General features: G+C 59.3%; 17 protein-coding genes. 5 read left to right on the forward strand and 12 right to left on the reverse strand.

The features are described from left to right. Positions 1-2 precede the first annotated feature (2 nt). The 6 genes from ACLI1O_RS08060 to ACLI1O_RS08085 all read right to left on the reverse strand — a co-directional run bounded on the left by ACLI1O_RS08060 (position 3) and on the right by ACLI1O_RS08085 (position 5,969). Positions 3-1,871 (reverse strand): peptidoglycan D,D-transpeptidase FtsI family protein, encoded by a 1,869-nt coding sequence (locus ACLI1O_RS08060; protein WP_239269955.1) that lies wholly within the window; start codon positions 1,869-1,871, stop codon positions 3-5. Positions 1,872-2,082: 211 nt separating this feature from the next. Next, complete coding sequence (locus ACLI1O_RS08065) at positions 2,083-2,913, reverse strand: hypothetical protein (RefSeq protein WP_239269937.1); 831 nt, start codon at positions 2,911-2,913, stop codon at positions 2,083-2,085. Further along, positions 2,910-3,950 (reverse strand): 16S rRNA (cytosine(1402)-N(4))-methyltransferase RsmH, encoded by a 1,041-nt coding sequence (rsmH, locus tag ACLI1O_RS08070; RefSeq protein ID WP_239269938.1) that lies wholly within the window; start codon positions 3,948-3,950, stop codon positions 2,910-2,912. The genes ACLI1O_RS08065 and rsmH overlap by 4 nt, the downstream gene beginning before the upstream one ends. Before the next feature lie 168 nt (positions 3,951-4,118). After that, positions 4,119-4,553: a division/cell wall cluster transcriptional repressor MraZ gene (gene mraZ / locus ACLI1O_RS08075; protein WP_034654127.1), complete on the reverse strand. Its 435-nt coding sequence runs from the start codon at positions 4,551-4,553 to the stop codon at positions 4,119-4,121. Between the two features lie 440 nt (positions 4,554-4,993). Then, positions 4,994-5,395 carry a DUF3040 domain-containing protein gene (locus ACLI1O_RS08080; RefSeq protein WP_239269939.1) on the reverse strand — a complete coding sequence of 134 codons (402 nt, stop codon included), beginning with the start codon at positions 5,393-5,395 and terminating at the stop codon, positions 4,994-4,996. A 130-nt stretch (positions 5,396-5,525) separates the two neighbouring features. Continuing rightward, complete coding sequence (locus ACLI1O_RS08085) at positions 5,526-5,969, reverse strand: SAV_6107 family HEPN domain-containing protein (protein WP_239269940.1); 444 nt, start codon at positions 5,967-5,969, stop codon at positions 5,526-5,528. Positions 5,970-6,204: 235 nt separating this feature from the next. Between ACLI1O_RS08085 and ACLI1O_RS08090 the strand changes: the two genes are divergently transcribed. From ACLI1O_RS08090 to ACLI1O_RS08100, 3 genes are read left to right on the forward strand one after another with little or no spacing between them, the layout of a single operon-like run. After that, entirely contained in the window at positions 6,205-6,759 is a 555-nt protein-coding gene (locus ACLI1O_RS08090) for a GNAT family N-acetyltransferase (protein WP_239269941.1), read from the forward strand. 51 nt (positions 6,760-6,810) lie between these two features. Next, entirely contained in the window at positions 6,811-7,890 is a 1,080-nt protein-coding gene (locus tag ACLI1O_RS08095) for a polyprenyl synthetase family protein (RefSeq protein WP_411706802.1), read from the forward strand. A gap of 8 nt (positions 7,891-7,898) precedes the next feature. Further along, positions 7,899-9,422: an alpha-(1->6)-mannopyranosyltransferase A gene (locus ACLI1O_RS08100; protein ID WP_239269943.1), complete on the forward strand. Its 1,524-nt coding sequence runs from the start codon at positions 7,899-7,901 to the stop codon at positions 9,420-9,422. Here ACLI1O_RS08100 and ACLI1O_RS08105 read toward each other — a convergent pair. Then, positions 9,391-9,795, reverse strand: coding sequence for an Rv2175c family DNA-binding protein (locus tag ACLI1O_RS08105; protein WP_284772040.1), 405 nt, complete (start codon positions 9,793-9,795; stop codon positions 9,391-9,393). The genes ACLI1O_RS08100 and ACLI1O_RS08105 overlap by 32 nt on opposite strands. A gap of 10 nt (positions 9,796-9,805) precedes the next feature. On the opposite strand from ACLI1O_RS08105, the gene ACLI1O_RS08110 reads away from it, so the two are divergent. Next, positions 9,806-11,161: a protein kinase domain-containing protein gene (locus ACLI1O_RS08110; protein WP_284772039.1), complete on the forward strand. Its 1,356-nt coding sequence runs from the start codon at positions 9,806-9,808 to the stop codon at positions 11,159-11,161. An 8-nt stretch (positions 11,162-11,169) separates the two neighbouring features. Here ACLI1O_RS08110 and ACLI1O_RS08115 read toward each other — a convergent pair whose 3' ends face one another. Next, the gene (locus tag ACLI1O_RS08115) at positions 11,170-12,558 is read right to left on the reverse strand and encodes a class II 3-deoxy-7-phosphoheptulonate synthase (RefSeq protein ID WP_239269946.1); all 1,389 of its coding nucleotides are present in this window, start codon (positions 12,556-12,558) and stop codon (positions 11,170-11,172) included. 44 nt (positions 12,559-12,602) lie between these two features. Beyond that, entirely contained in the window at positions 12,603-13,112 is a 510-nt protein-coding gene (locus ACLI1O_RS08120; RefSeq protein WP_239269947.1) for a polyadenylate-specific 3'-exoribonuclease AS, read from the reverse strand. A gap of 75 nt (positions 13,113-13,187) precedes the next feature. Between ACLI1O_RS08120 and ACLI1O_RS08125 the strand changes: the two genes are divergently transcribed. Then, positions 13,188-14,375, forward strand: a complete 1,188-nt coding sequence (locus tag ACLI1O_RS08125; protein ID WP_239269948.1) for a glycosyltransferase 87 family protein — start codon at positions 13,188-13,190, stop codon at positions 14,373-14,375. On the opposite strand, the gene ACLI1O_RS08130 is transcribed toward ACLI1O_RS08125, so the two are convergent. From ACLI1O_RS08130 to ACLI1O_RS08140, 3 genes are all read right to left on the reverse strand, one after another. Then, complete coding sequence (locus ACLI1O_RS08130) at positions 14,281-15,375, reverse strand: acyltransferase family protein (RefSeq protein WP_239269949.1); 1,095 nt, start codon at positions 15,373-15,375, stop codon at positions 14,281-14,283. The two genes, ACLI1O_RS08125 and ACLI1O_RS08130, sit on opposite strands and share 95 nt — an antisense overlap. Positions 15,376-15,437: 62 nt before the next feature. Beyond that, positions 15,438-16,178, reverse strand: a complete 741-nt coding sequence (locus tag ACLI1O_RS08135) for a lysophospholipid acyltransferase family protein (protein ID WP_239269950.1) — start codon at positions 16,176-16,178, stop codon at positions 15,438-15,440. 23 nt (positions 16,179-16,201) lie between these two features. Further along, positions 16,202-17,134, reverse strand: coding sequence for an ROK family protein (locus ACLI1O_RS08140; protein WP_239269951.1), 933 nt, complete (start codon positions 17,132-17,134; stop codon positions 16,202-16,204). Positions 17,135-17,154: the final 20 nt, after the last annotated feature.

Genomic DNA, 17,154 nt, shown 5'->3' on the forward strand with positions numbered 1-17,154 from the left:
TCCTATTGTTCCCGCAGGGTCATCCGCGGCGCTGGTGTCGAGGTAGGAATATTATCGCGGTTAAGCAGCCAGGAAGAGATATCCCGGAAGATTGGGGCCGCAGACTGGCCGCCGCCGCCATTGTCTTCCACGCCGGATTTGGGCTCATCGAGCATGACTGCGACGACGAATCGTGGGTCATCGGCAGGCGCAATGCCCGCAAAGGTGATCCAGTAGGCAGAATTAGAATACGCCCCGGAATTCGGGTCCACCTTCTGCGCGGTACCGGTCTTACCGGAGAGCTGGTAGCCATCCAATTGGGCGTTGGCGGCCGTACCGTTTTGCACCCCGGCATCGTCATCTTGGAAGACGGCGCGGAACATATCCACCGCAGTCTTGGCGGTTTCCTTGTCCACTACCTGGGTCTTCTTAGGCTCGGGTAGCTTTTCCGTCTCGCCATCGGGGTCTTTGATCTCGTCGATGATGCGCGGTTCGATGCGCTCGCCGCCGTTGGCCAATGCTTGATACACGCTAGCCATCTGCAGCGTCGTCCACGCCTGGCCCTGGCCGATGGGCAAGTTGGCAAAGGTGCCGCCGGACCATTGCTCTTGGTCTGGCACCGTGCCGGCGGATTCATTCGGAAGCTCAACGCCCGTGTTAGCGCCCAAGCCAAACTTCTTCAGGTACTCGGCATATTTCTCGGGGCCAAGCTTATCCGCGATCATCAAGGTGCCCACGTTGGAGGACTTACCAAAGATGCCGGTGGTGGTATACGGCTCGGTGCCGTGATTCCAGGCATCGTTGACGGTCACGCCAGCCATGTCGATGGAGCCCGGAACCTGGTGCACCTCATCCGGAGTGGTAATACCCTCCTGCAATGCGGCTGCCGCCGTCACTATCTTGGCAACGGAACCCGGCTCATAGGGGTGGGAGATGCTACGGTTCTCGAAGTCCTTGCCCTCTTTAAGCTGGTCTTCGATATTCTTATTCGGATCCACCGTGTCGGTATTAGCCATGGCGAGCACCTGGCCCGTCGCGGCATCAAGCACAACGGCCTCGGCACCCTCCGCCTGGGAATTGGCCTTGGCCTTTTCCAGCTTTTGCTGGACGTAAGTCTGCAGGTCCAAATCCAGGGTGAGGGTGACATCGCGACCATCGACGGCATCCACAACATCGCGCAGCGTGCCGGGGATGACCTGCCCATCGGCGGAGACATCCTCCGTTGACTGCCCATCAATGCCGGTCAGCTCGGTATCGCGGGCCGCCTCAAAGCCGAATTGGCCGTGGCCATCCATAGAGACCTTGCCCACAGCGTTTTCTGCAATCGCCCCATTTGGGTACTGGCGGATATCTTGCCGGTCGGCCGCCACGCCGTGGTACTTATTGGAAATCTCTACGGCGACATCTGGGTCCACATTGCGGACCAAGACCTCGTACTGGGTATCGGCCTTGAGCTTGTTTTTAATATCGCTCGCATCAACCTTGGAGGCAGAGGCACCCGAATCCTCAATCATCTTCGGGATGCCCTCAGCCATCTCCTTGAGCTTGTCTTCCATTTGTTTGGTGAGGTACTCGTCCTTCTTGCCCTCATCCATGCCCTCGAGTTTTCCCTCGGAGGTGGCTTCCATCTTGGCCTGCTCTTTGAGCTCATCGCGCAGGCGCGTGGGAGAGACAGTCAAGGAACGAGACTTCATTGTATAGGCCAAACGCTGGCCATCCCGGTCCAGGATCTCTCCCCGGCGGGCCGGGTCGATATAGACGCGTTCGCGCTGGGTAACAGCCTTTGCCGCAAGATCTGGGCCCCAGACCAATTGGACCCACGCAAGGCGCCCGCCCAAGGCGACGGTGGCGACGACAACACAGGTCAAAATGATGCGCAGGCGCTGGCGCATGATCGCTTTTTGGGGCACAACAGAGCTAGCGGTGCGGCGCGGCCGCGGACGGTATCCACGGTTGCCACCATTATTCGGTGCAGTCACGGTGCTCAGTCACCTTCCCTTCGCCGCCACAGGTTCTTGCGTGTATCGATTGTGCCCTACAAGATGGGCAGTGCCCGCGCTACCACGCGCGAGCACAGAGAATTTCACCACTTATTCTGTCCGTTTAATCGGCCTGGCTGGTGTACGGCGCGCGGGCGGGAAGGTTGGGGCGATTATCGCTGGCGTCATCGCGATTATCGTCGTTATCGCTGCCGCGGTGCTCATCCCGATCCTCGTCCGCATCATTACCGCGCGCATGTTGCTGCTGCCCGCGCGGCACAGCGTTAAGGGAATCAGACATTCCCTCCGTATCCTTCGGGTCGCTCGAGGCTTGGCCCGGGCGGATGGGTTCACCGTTAACATCGATAAGCTTTTCCGTATCAGGAGTGCCTTCGCGCTTGGCGATGATCTCGCCATCCCCGCCGACCTCAGTCACGCCGGGTTGCTTGGGTACGGCCAAGCCCAGCTCATCCGCGCGGCGGGCAATATCCGCCGAGGAGCTTAAGTTCTCTGCATCACGGTTCAGCGACTCAATCTGATTATCCAACTGCGATTCCTGCACCGTTAGCTGCTGGATCTTAAACGTCTGCGAGGTGGACAAACCAGATAGCCACATGGCCAGCACTACCCCGCCAATCAGCAAGGTAACGGCTAAGACAGCAACGCGGGTAAAAGCATTATTCTGCTTCGTCTGCTGTTGCACCCGCCGGCCGCGGAAGCTGACGACCTGCTTCGAACCAAGCCGCTTCGCCCCGCGGTGCGGAACCCGGGTACGGCTAGGAGCCGTCCGGCGCGCCGTTTTCCCGGTAACCCTAGGGGCGGTGCGCTCGCGCACAGCGGTAGGCACTCCGGTGTCGATTCCGGTGGTGAAGTCTCGGCTGGCGCCCATGCTGCGAGTGGCCTCTCTGTCGCGGCTGTCCGTCAAGTGCTGGTTTCGGCGTGGGATGGTGCTCATTTCTTGCCTCCCGGGGGTAAAAATTCTGGCGTGCCTTCGAGCCGTTCTAGAGCCCGCACGCGCACCGACGCGGCGCGGGAATTTTCTTCTACTTCCGCCGCAGATGCTTTTTCGGCCCCACGGGTAACCGTGGCGAATTCCGGTGCGGTGCCCGGCAGGTCCATCGGTAGACCGACAGGCGTGGTGGACGTAGATAGCTCCTTGAATGCTGCCTTTACGAGGCGGTCCTCTAAGGACTGGTAGCTCATAAAGACCGCGCGCGCCCCAATGGAAAGCGCACTGGTGATTACGGGAAGCACATTTTCAATGGCCTCCAACTCGCGGTTGACCTCTACTCGCAGCGCCTGGAACGTGCGCTTTGCGGGATGCCCACCCGTGCGGCGCGTTGCCGCAGGGATGGTCGAGTATAGAAGCTCAACCAAGCGGCCCGAGGTGCTAAACGGTTCCTTCTCGCGCTCCTTGAGCACAGCGGAGGCAATCTTGCCCGCAAAGCGCTCGTCACCATAGGTCTTGAGAATCCGCGCCAGGTCCCCGTGCGAATACGTATTGAGCACGTCAGCGGCGGTAAGCCCGTGGCTCGGATCCATCCGCATATCCAGCGGTGCGTCCGTCTTATAGGCAAAGCCGCGCTCTGCCTGATCCAGCTGCATGGAAGAAACGCCCAAATCGAAGAGGGCTCCCGCGATTCCGTGGGCGCGGGCAGCATCAAAGATATCACCCTCGCCCTGGGCAATGGCGGTACCCAACTCATCGAAGCGAGCATTAACCGCGCAAAAACGCGGGCCGAAGGGCTCTAGCCTGGCCGAAGCATTGCGCAATGCCTGCTCATCGCGGTCCACACCGATAACGCGTGCCTGCGGGAAGGTCTGGAGGAAGTACTCGCTGTGGCCGCCGGCACCCAAGGTGGCATCGACAAGCACAGCCTGCGAGCCCGCAGCCTCCACTCCGGGGCGCAGGAGCTCTGCCATGCGCTCGCGCATGACCGGCACATGGCCGTGGTTATCCGCCACATTGTAATTAAGGTCAGTTGTAGCCATTACTCCCCGCGTCCCCCTTTCTTATTTCCGCTGTGCAGGACTTCCTATCGTGGAAAGCACGACGAGTGCATATAGGGCCCTGTCCGAGGCAGGTTTCTGATATCGGGGAAGTACACCAGAATCATCCGCCTCGGACAGAGTCCTTACACGCACTCGAGATGCGGACTTTTACAGCAAGCCCGCAAGTACGTCATCGGCATCTGCTGCCGAATAAGCATCTTCAGTTTGCGATTGATACTCAGCCCACGCGGCTGCATCCCAAATTTCGAGGAAATCTACTGAGCCAACCACCACGCACTCTTTGGACAAGCCCGCGTACTCACGGTGGCCTGCGGACAAGGTGATGCGACCATGCCCGTCGGGCCGCTGTTCGTCCGCACTTGCCGCCAAGTTACGAATGAAAGCGCGCGCTTCCGGGTTGGTTCGAGAAACCGCCGCAGCCTTCCGTGCGCGTTCGGCGAACTCTTCGCGCGGGTACACGGCCAAAGAATGGTCCTGCCCCTTGGTAACCATCAGGCCACCGGCGAGCTCGTCGCGAAATTTTGCAGGAAGCGTTAAGCGCCCTTTGTCATCAAGCTTCGGAGTGTAGGTTCCGAGAAACATCCCGGCGTCCACCTTCCTCACTCGACAACTCCGGATTCCCTCACGTCAGAAGAGAGTTTTTCAACCCCATTCCTCCGCTGCGCCCCACTCTACCCCACGTTCCCCCACATACCCCACTTAAATCGCCATATTCTTAATAACTCAAAAAATATGTGCAGTTAAAAGGGTATTTTTACGGTGGGGAGAAATCCCGCGCCCCACCTTGACAACCCCGAAAATCCACCCCTTTAGCCCCATTTACAACATCGAGATCGCCCCACCTCATACACCACTTACAGCGCAATGCCTGCATATCCGACCTGCTACCACCCTCTGCCACCCACAAGCCCCCACCGCGCCGCGGTTTTGGTCAGAAGGTGGGGCAAAGTGGGAAATTTTGGTAAGGCGTAAAAAATCCCCAGCCACCCTTCTTGGTGACTGGGGAAATGAAGAGTTCGCAGCTAGCTTTCCTCAAAGCGCCGACGGAAGTTTTCTTCCAACTTGCTGCCTACCCCACTGTTACGAGACGAGGCTGCTTTCTTTGACCGCCCATTGGTGGACTTTTTCTTTCCTGCACTAGCGGGCTGGTCGCCGCGGAGCATCCACACGCCAGCGGCGAACATGACGAGGAATCCGGCGATGGAGAGCGCAATAAACCACAAGCTTTGCTGCGCCAAGGCCACGCCGCCAACAAGCATGCACAAACCAACCACGATGAGCGCGACCCCACGTAGGGTAACTGCGCCGCCGGATCCGCCGATCGAGGTAGATTCAGACACAGAAGCGCCAAATTTAGGATCGTCCGCTAATAACGATTCCTCTATTTCACGGAGCGTGCGTTGCTCCTGCTCAGAAAGAGACACTTTTCCTCCAACTAGGGACTGGGCTTCGGCCGATATATCTTCTACCAATACTAACGCCCAGAGTAACCAGTATGTTCCCCAAAAGGTAGTTATTCCCCTCAACAGTGATTATGGCGCCGCAATGCTGCTGCTATGCCGCAAAGGATCCCAGAATCGTCTCGGTTTCACTCTCATCTAAAAATTGCGCCGCCTGCTCCATTAGCCCGTAGACATACTCCTCATCCGGAGTTGCATCCAAGCCAGATCCCACCCGGGCGCGAGTACGAGAATAGGTCTTAAAAGCTTCCGCCCACTGCTTTTCTTCGGCCCCGACCAGAGCCAAGCGGTCCCACGCGCTCGTTGGCAGGCGCCGGCGGCGAGAGACCACCGACACGGCTACTCGCGCACCCGCCGTACGCAATGCGGACTGATAAGCCACCTCTAGCGCTTGGTCAAAGCGACCATCCGCCGCGTAGCTTCTGGCCTGATCTAGAAGCTCGCGGGCCTGGAAAAGAAAGTGGGCCCGCTTTGCGCCCTGCTTGCCAGCGAAGCGACCGGTAGAGCGGGACTGCGTTGCCGAAATAATCTGTGCCATTGTTTTTCTCCTGTACTGCGCTAATAACTAACCGTGTTCGATTGCCGTTGACTTTAAGTAGCCAACCGGACATCTACCCCCTATTCTAGTTCACCTGTTCGAATTACTCAAGAGTTTTACCAGCCATAAATCGATGCATATCGAACAACGTTCGATAGTTTTCTTTGTTCGACTGAATAACCCCGCCCCCACCCTCGTCCGCCGGTAGCCACACGTATCTGGTGTGATAGATACCGTGAGTTTCGAAATCCGCCGCTTAACCCCGCAAGAGTTCTCTATGCTGGCTCCCCAACTCGTGGAGATCTACATCGAGGCCATGGGATATGACCCGGTCACGTTTTCGCGCAGCGTGGACAATTGGCAGTCGGATTCCATGCGGCCCGGGTTTACAGCGCTTATCGCTGCGCATGACAACGGCGTCGTGGGAGTGGCCTATGGATTTTTAGGCTCACCAGATACTTGGTGGGATTCCGAACTGCGCCGCGCCCTGCGCCGCAATGGCGGGATAACTGAGTCCGAATGGGGCATGCTGCGCAGCTACTTTGAGGTGGCCGAAGTACACGTGCTGCCTTCCTTTCAAGGACACGGTTTAGGCAGGCAGCTACTAAAAGGGCTGCTGTGGAATATCCCTGCCCAATATGCTTTATTATCAACGCCGGAATCGCCACGGGAAGCCAACGGGGCTTTTCGCCTCTACCGGTCTGTGGGCTTCTTTGATGTCGTGCGCCACCATCGCTACCCGGCGGATCCCCGGCCCTTTGCCATTTTAGGAGTGGGCCTGCCGCTATAAACCTGCGTTATTTCTTCTCGGCTCTAGGCGGTATCGTGTGAAAGTGTGACTATGACGAATATTCCTGAGCTTGCGGATATCCCCGGCGCGGTGCGCGAAAAACTGGCCATCTTCTTGGATCAGCGCCGGGAACACGTGGCAGAAATCGGTGCCCCGGTCAGTACCGCCATGAGCTTTTTGGAATCATTCGTCCTCGATGGCGGGAAAAGGGTGCGCCCCATGTACGCGTGGGCGGGTTACCTTGCCGCCGGGCGCGGTTCGGAATCCCCAGAGGCGATGCTGCGCGCGGCATCCTCGCTGGAGTTCATCCAAGCCTGCGCGCTTATCCACGATGACATCATTGACGCGTCGAATACGAGGCGCGGGAAACCGACGGTGCATCGGGAAGCAGAGCGCCTTCACCGGGAGTCCGATTTCTTAGGGGATCCGGAATTCTTTGGCACGTCCGTGGCCATCTTGGTGGGCGATTTTGCGCTGGTCTACGCCGAGGATATGTTTCAGGATTCTGGGCTCAGCCCAGAGGCTTTGCAGCGTGCGCGCGAGCCCTGGCGGGGAATGCGCACCGAGGTTTTGGGCGGCCAATTGCTCGATATTTCCCTCGAGGCAGCCGGTTCGGAATCGGTGGAGCTGAGCAATTCCGTCAATCGCTATAAAACCGCCGCCTATACCATCGAGCGGCCCCTGCATTTGGGCGCTGCCATCGCGGGAGCAAGCGAAGAATTAATCTCGGCTTTCCGCGGCTATGGGCACGATATCGGCATCGCGTATCAGCTCCGCGATGACCAACTGGGGGTCTTTGGGGACCCCGAAATTACGGGCAAGCCCGCCGGCGACGATCTGCGAGAGGGCAAGCGCACGGAGCTTCTTGCCTTAGCGCTACAGCGCGCCGATGAACGCGACCCCAGTGCCGCCGCTACCCTGCGGAAATTCATCGGCCGCACCTCCGATACGCAGGACTTGCTGCGCCTGTCCCAAATCATTGCGGATTCCGGCGCCCCGGATGAGATTGAGCGCCGCATTACCGCGTTGACGGAATCCGGGTTAGCCCATCTGCGTGCGGCGAACGTGGATCCGCAGATCACGGAAACGCTAGAGCACTTGGCCATTCAGGCGACGACGCGCCAAAAGTAGGTATCACCGTGGCCAAAACCTACTCCTTGCCAGTCCCCCGCGCGCTCCCGCTGGGCCTCGTGGCCTCGTGTGTGCTCCTTTTCTCGTCCTTTTCCGGCGGCTCGACCCGCAATCGCGGCGGCGTGCTCGAAGCGCTCAATATCGGCTTCTTCTCCTATGGTCACGGGCGCAACCTTGGGTTGGTGCTGTATTGGGTGGGCATTTTCCTCCTCGCCGCCGCCTGGGTGCTTGCCGGGCGCATGATTATCCGCCGGCAGCTTAAAAACCCGCGCCCAGAGGGAGGGGTGCGCGAGCTACGACGCATCCTTATCGCTTGGGTCACCCCACTGCTTTTCGCCGGCCCCATGGCTTCTAGGGACGTGTATTCCTACCTCATGCAGGGCGCCATGGTCCGCGATGGGTTCGACCCTTATACCGAGGGCGCCGCCATCAACCCCGGCCCCTTCCTGCTGGAGGTCTCCCAAGACTGGCGCAATACCACCACCCCGTACGGTCCGCTGCACCTGTGGATAGGCAAGATCGTGACCACCGTTGTGGGCGATAACGTCACCGCCGGGATCATCATCTATAAGCTGCTTTCGCTCTCGGGCTTTGTCCTCATTGCGTGGACGGTCCCGCGCATCGCCAGAAAGCTCGGCGCGGACCCGGCGGTCGCGCTGTGGATTGGCGTTGCCAACCCGGTCATCATCTTGCACCTCATTGGCGGCATGCATAATGAATCCCTCATGGTCGGCCTGGTGTCCTTGGGGCTTTTGGCCGCGCTGCACCAGCGCTTCCACGCCGCGCTACTGCTAGTCGGCACGGCGGTGGCGATGAAGGCTACCGCGATCTTTGCAGCCCCCTTCATCGTCTGGCTGATGCTGCACCGCTACGCGCCCAAGGGTTCTACCGCGGCGCGCACGGCGGTAGTTTTCGTCTGCTCAGGGCTCATCGCTGCCGTGGAAATCATCGCCTCCGTGGCGCTTATTACCTGGGCCTCCGGCACCTCATGGGGCTGGCTATCCCAGGTCAGCGGAAATTCTAAGGTGATTAACCCCTTGGCGGGCCCGACATTGGCCGCAGACATCATCGTCCCAGCGGTCCACATTTTTGACCCGGACGCATCCTATAACGCCATCCTGGGCGTCCTGCGCACCATCGCGATGGTGTGCATGCTCATCGGGCTGGTCATCGTGTGGTGGCTAAGCCGGCACACGGCCCGCGATGCGATTATGGGCACCGCGGCGGCCTACCAGGTTGCCTTCGTCTTCAACTCGGTGACCCTGCCGTGGTACTACGCCTCCATCTTTACGCTCATGGGCACCTTCCGCCCGCCGCTGTGGCTGCTGAAGTTTACCTCTGGCGTAGCGCTATTTATCAGCTTGAGCTTTTCCGGCGATGGCAACCACCAGCTCTATAACTGGTTCTGGGTCATTGGCGTCATCGTTTTGTCCTGGTCCGCAACGCAGTGGATGTTCGATGGCGTGAGCCAAAAAGGCCCTCAACTCCCCAAGCGCTGGGCTAAAAAGCAGACGCCTGAGCCCGCCGAATGACCTCGCGCGCCAGGTGCCCGTGCAGGGCGTCGATTGGCCGGCCAGGCAGGGAATCATCTGCGGTAAAAAGGTGGCGCAGGATTTCTTCGTCGTCATAGCCGCCATCGGTAAGCACGGTGATAACGCCAGTGATATGCTTGGCGATGCTCCCCTTGTCATTGAAAAATGCGAGCGGCACGCGCTTGCCTTCGGGCGAGTCCCAGACAATGAATTTGCGGTCCTGGAGCAGGTCATAGGCGCGCGTGATGGGAAGGCCTAGCTTGTCTGCCACCTGCTGCATGCTGAGCAGCTCTTCGCCGGCCAATAAGGAATTCAGGGAGTTTTCTGCGTTAGTCACGCCACCTACTTTAACGCGGCCTAGGGGATCGGCCATACTGGGAGGTATGACTAGGTTGGAAATTGGTGACGTGTTGGAAGACCGTTACCGCATCGATCGCCCCATCGCCCGCGGCGGTATGTCTACCGTCTATCGCTGCGTGGATATGCGCTTGGGCCGCCAAGTGGCCGCAAAGGTCATGGATGAGCGCTATGACGATGACCCGGTTTTTATCAAGCGTTTTTCCCGCGAGGCCCGCGCGATGGCGCGTTTGCAGCACCCCAACCTCGTGGCCATTCATGATTTTTCCGCCGATGGCGAGCCCATTTACCTCATCATGGAGCTTATCGATGGCGGCACTTTGCGGGAGCTGCTTGCCGAAGGCGGCCCGCTTACCGTTCCTGCCGCATTATCGACGCTGCGCAGCGTGCTCCAAGGCTTAACCGAGGTGCACTCCACGGGGCTTATCCACCGCGATATTAAGCCGGATAACGTGCTCATTACCTCGCATCACCGGGTGAAATTGGGCGATTTCGGCTTGGTCCGTGCGACGAATGCGCAGGCCACCTCGAATATGATCGTCGGCACCGTCTCGTACTTGGCACCGGAACAGGTCACCGGCGAGGATATAACCCCCGCTACCGACGTGTATTCGGCCGGCATCGTGCTTTTTGAGCTCCTGACCGGAACCGTGCCCTTCTCCGGGGATACCCCGATCGCGCACGCCACCGCGCGCCTCTACGATGATGTTCCCGCCCCATCCACGCGCGCTGAGGGCGTGCCCAAGCTTGTCGATGCCCTCGTGGCCACCGCCACCGCCCGCGATCCCCGCGAGCGCTTTGCCGATGCCGGGGAGTTCCTCGATGCCATCGAAGATATTTGCCGGGAGTTGGATCTGCCCACGGTGACCATCCCGGTTCCCCGCAATGCGGCCGCCGCGCGCACCGCGCAAACGCCGACGGATTATTCCGGCATCGGCGCCACGGATGTATTTGAGCCCACGCGGACCATCCCGCAAGGCGCTACCGAGCATTTAGACGGCGGGCCCACCGAGGTCATTCCCCCTGAGCCCGAGCCGGATCCGCCGCAGCCAGACTTTGAAACGCGCCTCGATGTCCCCCAGGCGCCCGCCGACGATTCCCCCGAGCCGCCGCTGGCTCCTGCTCCAGCACCAGCGCCGGCCCCGGCTCCTGTCCCCGCCCCAGCACCCGCTGCGGGCGTGGGTGCAGCAGCACATTCTCCCGCGCAGCCGCCGGCACAGGCGGCAGAAGAAGAACCCGCCGAGCGGCCCCTGACCAATCGCCATCCCGCCTCACTGCTGGTCTTTCTCCTCGCAGTGGCGGTGGCTACCGGTGCGGTCGCTATCAGCGGGTGGTGGTTTGGTTCCTCCTACTACGAAGGAACCCCTTCCCTCTGGGTCTAGGTGGTGCCCTAGTTCCGCAGCATCTCAGCGATGAGGAACGAGAGCTCGAGGGACTGCTGCGTATTCAGGCGCGGATCCACGGCGGATTCATAGCGGCCCGGCAGGTCCAGGTCGGTGATGTCCTCGGCGCCACCGAGGCATTCCGTCACGTCTTCGCCGGTGAACTCGAGGTGCACGCCGCCCGGGTGGGTGCCCAAATCGCGGTGTACCTCGAAAAAGCCCTGCACCTCGTCGACGATCTTGTCGAAGTGGCGGGTCTTGTACCCGTTGGACGAGGTAAAGGTATTGCCGTGCATGGGGTCGGACTGCCAGACCACGGTGTGCCCAGAATCTTCGACGGCCTTGATGATGGGCGGCAAGACGCTACGAACCTTGTCGTGGCCCATGCGGGAGATGATGGTCAGGCGGCCAGGCTCGCGGTTGGGATCTAGCTTTTCGGCGTATTCCACGGCCTGCTCAGGCGTGGCTCCAGGTCCGAGCTTGATGCCCACTGGGTTGCCGATCATGGCGGCGAAATTAACGTGGAAGTCATCCAGCCCACGGGTGCGCTCACCAATCCACACCTGGTGCGCGGAGAGGTCATAGAGCTTGGTATCGCCATTATCATCTTGGCCCAAGCGCAGCATGGAACGCTCATAATCCTTGAGCAGCGCCTCGTGCGAGCAGTAAATATCCGCCGAGTGCAGGGTGGAGTCCTGCACGCCGCACGCATTCATGAACTTCAAGCCATTTTCAATCTCGCGGGCCAAGTCTTGGTAGCGGGCACCGGCGCGCGATTTCCGGACGAACTCGCGGTTCCATTCGTGCAGGCGGTAGAGATCCGCGGTGCCGGAGGAGGTCAAAGAGCGCACCAAGTTCATGGCGGCAGAAGAGTTAGCGTAAGCACGGATCATGCGGGCAGGATCGTGGCGGCGATCCTCATCGGTGGGGTCCACGCCATTGACGATGTCCCCGCGGTAATTCAACAGGCCATTCGCGTCCGTATCCGAGGAACGCGGCTTGGCGTACTGCCCAGCAATGCGCCCCAGCTTCACCACTGGAACGGACGCGCCATAGGTCAATACGACGGCCATCTGCAGCAGGGTCTTAACGTTGCCGCGAATATGCGGTTCGGTATTCGATTCAAAGGTCTCGGCGCAATCGCCGCCTTGCAACAGGAAGGCGTTGCCTAGTGCGACATCGGCAAGCTGCAGCTTGAGCTTCTCAATCTCTGGGGCAACCACGATGGGTGGCACCGACTCGAGAATCTTGCGCACGTTATCGGCTTGGGTGGGATCCCAACTGGGCTGTTGCTTTGCATCGCGCTTGATGACGTCCTGGAAGACCTCCTCAATGCCCTCAGGCAAGGGCGGAAGATCAGGCAGAACACTTTGGGGAATATCTACTGTCCAACTCACTCTTCCATTTAACCATTTAATGCCTGTCGCTTGGTAGTTAACTGCTAGAAATTGATTCTATTACCCTTGGACAAGGGCAAGACCTCGGTGCAGGCGCGGAATTTGACGAGGTTATGGCGGGCATCGACAAGCGCATCGTGGTTGCCCTTAGGCACGGCCGGCAAGCTAGGACGCCCGGCGAACTCCCACAGCTGCTTTAGCTCGCGAGTATAGCGCGGCAGGCGCTTGGGAAAACTCGCCATGTCGCCCCACAGCTGCGCCAATACCACGTGGTCATACGCGCCGACCCACGCCCACAATTCAATGGGCGTAGAGCTGCGCGTTAGAAACTCCAGGATTTCCGTGCGGATGGTGCTCGCCGGCTTCCATGCGGAATCCTGGGGACTGGGCAGTTTGGCCAAGACGTTTTCCTTAACCCAAGAGTTGGCCTTGGACGGGTCAAAATCCGTGGATACGGCATAATATTCACTTCCGTTCTCACCGACGATGCCGATGGAGACCAATTCAATGGTCTTGCCATCCTCGATAAATTCGGTGTCATAGAAGTAACGCACGTTGTACAAGCCTAGCGCTGCGGCGATGGGCGCGGGAAATTGGCCCCACGATCGCGCCGCTGTAAAATTTTGCAGGTGAGCCGAACCGATAATAAATCCCTGTGGACCACCGCCCTCCCCCTAATCCTGTCAGCGCTTGCCGCCCTGTGGTGGATTATCGATATTCCTGCCTTATTCTCCGGTGATTTTCGCGCCTTTTACCACATTGACCTCGATGTTTACCGCGAAGGCGGGGCCGGATTCGGCAGCGACCTTTATAACCGCGACTATTTCGTAGGCACCGACCGCAACGTCTCTCTCCCATTTACCTACCCACCGTTTGCGGCCCTGCTCTTCGCCCCGCTCCAGTGGATCCCCCTCACCGCTGCCGCCGTGGTGATCACGGTCCTCTCCGTGCTCGCCTTGTGGGTCTGCATTGCGCTGGTATTGCGTACCCTCAACTGCCAACAATGGGCGGCGTGGTGGCTTTTTGCCGCCATGCTGGCCGAGCCAATTACGCAGACCTTTAGCTTTGGCCAAATCAATATCCTGCTCACCGCACTCGTGGTCATTGATTTGCTATGGGTGAAAAAGACCCGCGGCATCCTGACCGGCATCGCCATCGCCATCAAGCTCACCCCGGCGGTCTTTTTGGCTGTCTTCTTCGTCCGACGCGAATGGAAGGCCTTCTTTACCACCCTGGGTTCCTTCGTGGCCGCCGGCCTCATCGCCTTTGTTGCCAATCCGCATAGCTCGATTGAGTATTGGACCTCTACCCTGCGCGATTCCGAGCGCATCGGCGGCCTAGCCTATAGCGCCAACCAATCCTTGCGCGGCTTGTTTACCCGCCTCAGCCCCAATAACGCAGAAACCCTGTGGCTCGTTGGCGTCATCGTCGTCATCGCGATCGTGTGGTTTGCCATGGAGCGCCTGTCTCACGGTAACCAGGTTGTGCTCATGCTCCTGGCAGCCTCCGTATCGCTGCTGTGCTCCCCCGTATCGTGGTCGCACCACTTCACCTGGCTGGTTTTAGTGGGCATCTACCTAGTGGCCAGCCGCCGCTGGATTCTCGCCGCTCTCACCTGGCTGGCGCTTTTCGCCCGCGGCCACTGGCAGGTTCCGCATACCGAGGACCAAGAGCTGGATTGGACGTGGTGGCAGCACATCGTTGGCAATGACTACGTCATCATCACCGTGTTGTTGGTTGCTTGTTCGCTACCATTGGCTCTACGGCGGGGCGGCGCCTACCGATCCGCGGCGGAACCAGCGTCCAGCCAAGGATAGGGACCTTCCCCAGCGCCCACAGCGCCAGGGAAGAAATGGCCGTAAAGATAAAGCACATGGCGATCCAGAACCACGTATTTTCCAGCGGCCACGACCCGGCCAAAGACACAGCATAGTCATGATGCGCCATGTAGTACCCATAGCCCACGGTCAAGCCGATGGGGTGCGAGAGATAAATCGGCAGCGTGTGCCGGCCGACGAACTTCACGCCTTCTGCAATCCACGGAATGTGGCTAATGAGCACGGCCCCAATAATGCCCGCGGGCACCTCTAGCACCTGTTCCACAAAGCGCACTAATAGGTTTATATCTCCCCAACCCAAAAAGTCCGCGCCCAGCAGGGGCCAGTTAAAAGCAATGTCTGCTTCGTTGCCGTCCCACGCGTGGCGCAGGGCCAGGCCTGCACAATAAGCGCCGATGGCCGCGGCATACGCTCCAACACTGCGCACGGTCCACGAGCCGTGGAATACTTCTTCTGCCGCGGCCGCAAAACGGGTAATCGGTTCGCGAAGGTAGGCGGCGCCTACAAAGATGGGAAGGAACATAATGGCCTTGCCAATAAACTGAAACTGTTCCTGCCAGGCAATAAAAATAACGGGGGTAAAGCTCAGCCCGATGCCCGCCCACGCAGGCAATTTGCGCACGCACCACAGAAATAGGTTGAACAAAATGAGCGCGTGGATAAACCACGCCATCGTATGGCCAAGTAAAAGATTTTGCAGCATCTCGGTCATACCCATGGAGGAGTCACCGAAAACCCACTGGTATTCCAGCTGTTTGGTCATATGCTCCACGGACATCCACACCAAATAAGGAATGAGGAAAAACCAGAGCCGGCGGGTAAATAACTCCGCGAAACTGTAACGAAAGACTTTATAAGAGAAGTAGCCGGAGACCAGAAAGAACAGGGGAAGGCGCAGGGGGTCGAGATAGGTATTGAGACTTGCTAGCCACGTTTGTTCGGCTCCTGGCACCTTCAGCGTGATGTGTAGGAGCACCACGCCGATGATAGAAATTCCTTTTGCGGTATCCGGCCACGCTAAGCGGGCCTGAGGAATTGTAATTACCTCCCTTTAATCTCCGCACCGGCGGGGTACCCGTGGCCGGCCTTTAATGATTCCTTTACATCAGCCGCATAGACATCCACATAGGGGTTGCCGGAGAGCTCGGCTAATGTCCCCATGACCATGTCCGTGAACGCGCGTATGGTCTCGTGCTGCTGCGGATCCAGGCCGTGTTCGCGCGCCCAGTCATGCGGGTAAATGGGGTCTCCCACTCGCACTCCCACCTTGGCGGGGCGGACAATCCACGAACCGATCGGGTTAGCCTTGCGGGAATTGATCATAGCGATGGGATAGACCGGCTGATTGGTCTCCATGGCAATGCGCCCCATCCCGGTACGCCCCTTGTACACACGTCCATCTGGGGACCGAGTGCCCTCTGGGTAGATACCAAAGAGATCACCGCGCCCCAAAATCTTTCGCGCGGTCTCGAGCATGGCCTGGCTGGCTGATTCATGATCCCGTTCAATGGGAACTTGCCCGACGGAGCTAAAAAACCATTTCTGCATGCCGCCCACGAGGCCGGGGGTGGTGAAGTACTCTGACTTGGCCAAAAAAGTAATTTGGCGCGGGCACAGCAGGGGGAAGAAGAAGGAATCCATCACCGCTTGATGGTTGGATACCAAAATCGCGGGACCTTCAGCAGGGATTTTTTCCATTCCTTCTGACCAAGGGCGGTTCCATACACGCAGGGCGGGCCCGAAAAAGATGTGCTTAAACGCCCAGTACCATTTGTTTTTCATCTCCAGCTCGTCCTTCGCTCATTCTAGTGGCCGCGGCGGGCCAGGTCAGCTACGCCAATCATACCTGCTGCCGAACCCAATTCCGCGGTTGCAACGCGAGCAAGGGGGCGATGTCCAGCGCCGACTATATCCCGGCCCATGGCAGCGGTGGCTTCCTCTAAGTACATATCCGCATCTTGGGACACCCCGCCGCCAATGACAATGAGCTCCGGATCGAGCACATCAGACACGATGGATAAGCCTTGGCCCAACCACTGTCCAAAGTTCTCCATTACCGCAATACCGAGTGGGTCTCCCCCACGTGCCGCGCGTGCAACCTGCTCACCGGTGGGATACGGCGGCAAGGAGGTCTCATAGTCTGGCCGCAGTTCGCGCGCGGTATCCGGCAGGGCCGTGCCTGAGGCATAGCGCTCCAAGCAGCCTCGTTTGCCGCACGAGCACTGCCTGCCATTCGGCACCACGACGATATGACCAAATTCCGGAGCAGTGCCAAAGGCGCCTCGGTAGATGGTGTCGTGAGTCATCAAGGTAGCGCCAATGCCGGTGCCAACGGCAAAAAACACCCAATCCTTCGCGCCGCGCCCCGCGCCAAAGCGCCATTCTCCCCAAGCAGCGGAGTTGGCATCATGCTCCAGCCGGACATGCAGCCCCAAGCGTTCCGCGAGGTTTCTCCGGACCGGGGCATTCCGCCACGGCAGGTGCGGGGCGAAGCGGACTGTCTCACACTCTGGGTCTAAAAATCCCGCCACGGCAAGGCCCACCGCGCCCACGGGGTAGTCCGCGCGCAGCTCCTCGACGATCGCTACCAGGTCATCATTAAGCTGGCGCGGATCCCCCGAGGTTGGCATGGTGCGACTCGCAAGGATTTCCCCGTCTCGAGTGATTACTCCACCGCGCACATTGGTGCCACCGACATCGAAGCCGATAGTAAGATCGGCGGAGTTGTTTTCAAGCATGGATATCAGAATATACCGAC

Origin of the sequence: Corynebacterium sp. LaCa78 (assembly GCF_046717505.1) — a bacterium.
Taxonomy (GTDB): Bacteria; Actinomycetota; Actinomycetes; order Mycobacteriales; family Mycobacteriaceae; genus Corynebacterium.

Bases quoted from the DNA above. Each gene is read 5' to 3' on its own strand.
- ACLI1O_RS08060 (WP_239269955.1), bottom strand. From the start codon at position 1,871: ATGCGCCAGCGCCTGCGCATCATTTTGACCTGTGTTGTCGTCGCCACC.
- ACLI1O_RS08140 (WP_239269951.1), bottom strand. From the start codon at position 17,134: ATGCTTGAAAACAACTCCGCCGATCTTACTATCGGCTTCGATGTCGGT.
- ACLI1O_RS08135 (WP_239269950.1), bottom strand. From the start codon at position 16,178: ATGAAAAACAAATGGTACTGGGCGTTTAAGCACATCTTTTTCGGGCCC.
- ACLI1O_RS08105 (WP_284772040.1), bottom strand. From the start codon at position 9,795: ATGGCCGATCCCCTAGGCCGCGTTAAAGTAGGTGGCGTGACTAACGCA.
- mraZ (WP_034654127.1), bottom strand. From the start codon at position 4,553: ATGTTTCTCGGAACCTACACTCCGAAGCTTGATGACAAAGGGCGCTTA.
- ACLI1O_RS08065 (WP_239269937.1), bottom strand. From the start codon at position 2,913: ATGAGCACCATCCCACGCCGAAACCAGCACTTGACGGACAGCCGCGAC.
- ACLI1O_RS08110 (WP_284772039.1), top strand. From the start codon at position 9,806: ATGACTAGGTTGGAAATTGGTGACGTGTTGGAAGACCGTTACCGCATC.
- rsmH (WP_239269938.1), bottom strand. From the start codon at position 3,950: ATGGCTACAACTGACCTTAATTACAATGTGGCGGATAACCACGGCCAT.
- ACLI1O_RS08085 (WP_239269940.1), bottom strand. From the start codon at position 5,969: ATGGCACAGATTATTTCGGCAACGCAGTCCCGCTCTACCGGTCGCTTC.
- ACLI1O_RS08095 (WP_411706802.1), top strand. From the start codon at position 6,811: ATGACGAATATTCCTGAGCTTGCGGATATCCCCGGCGCGGTGCGCGAA.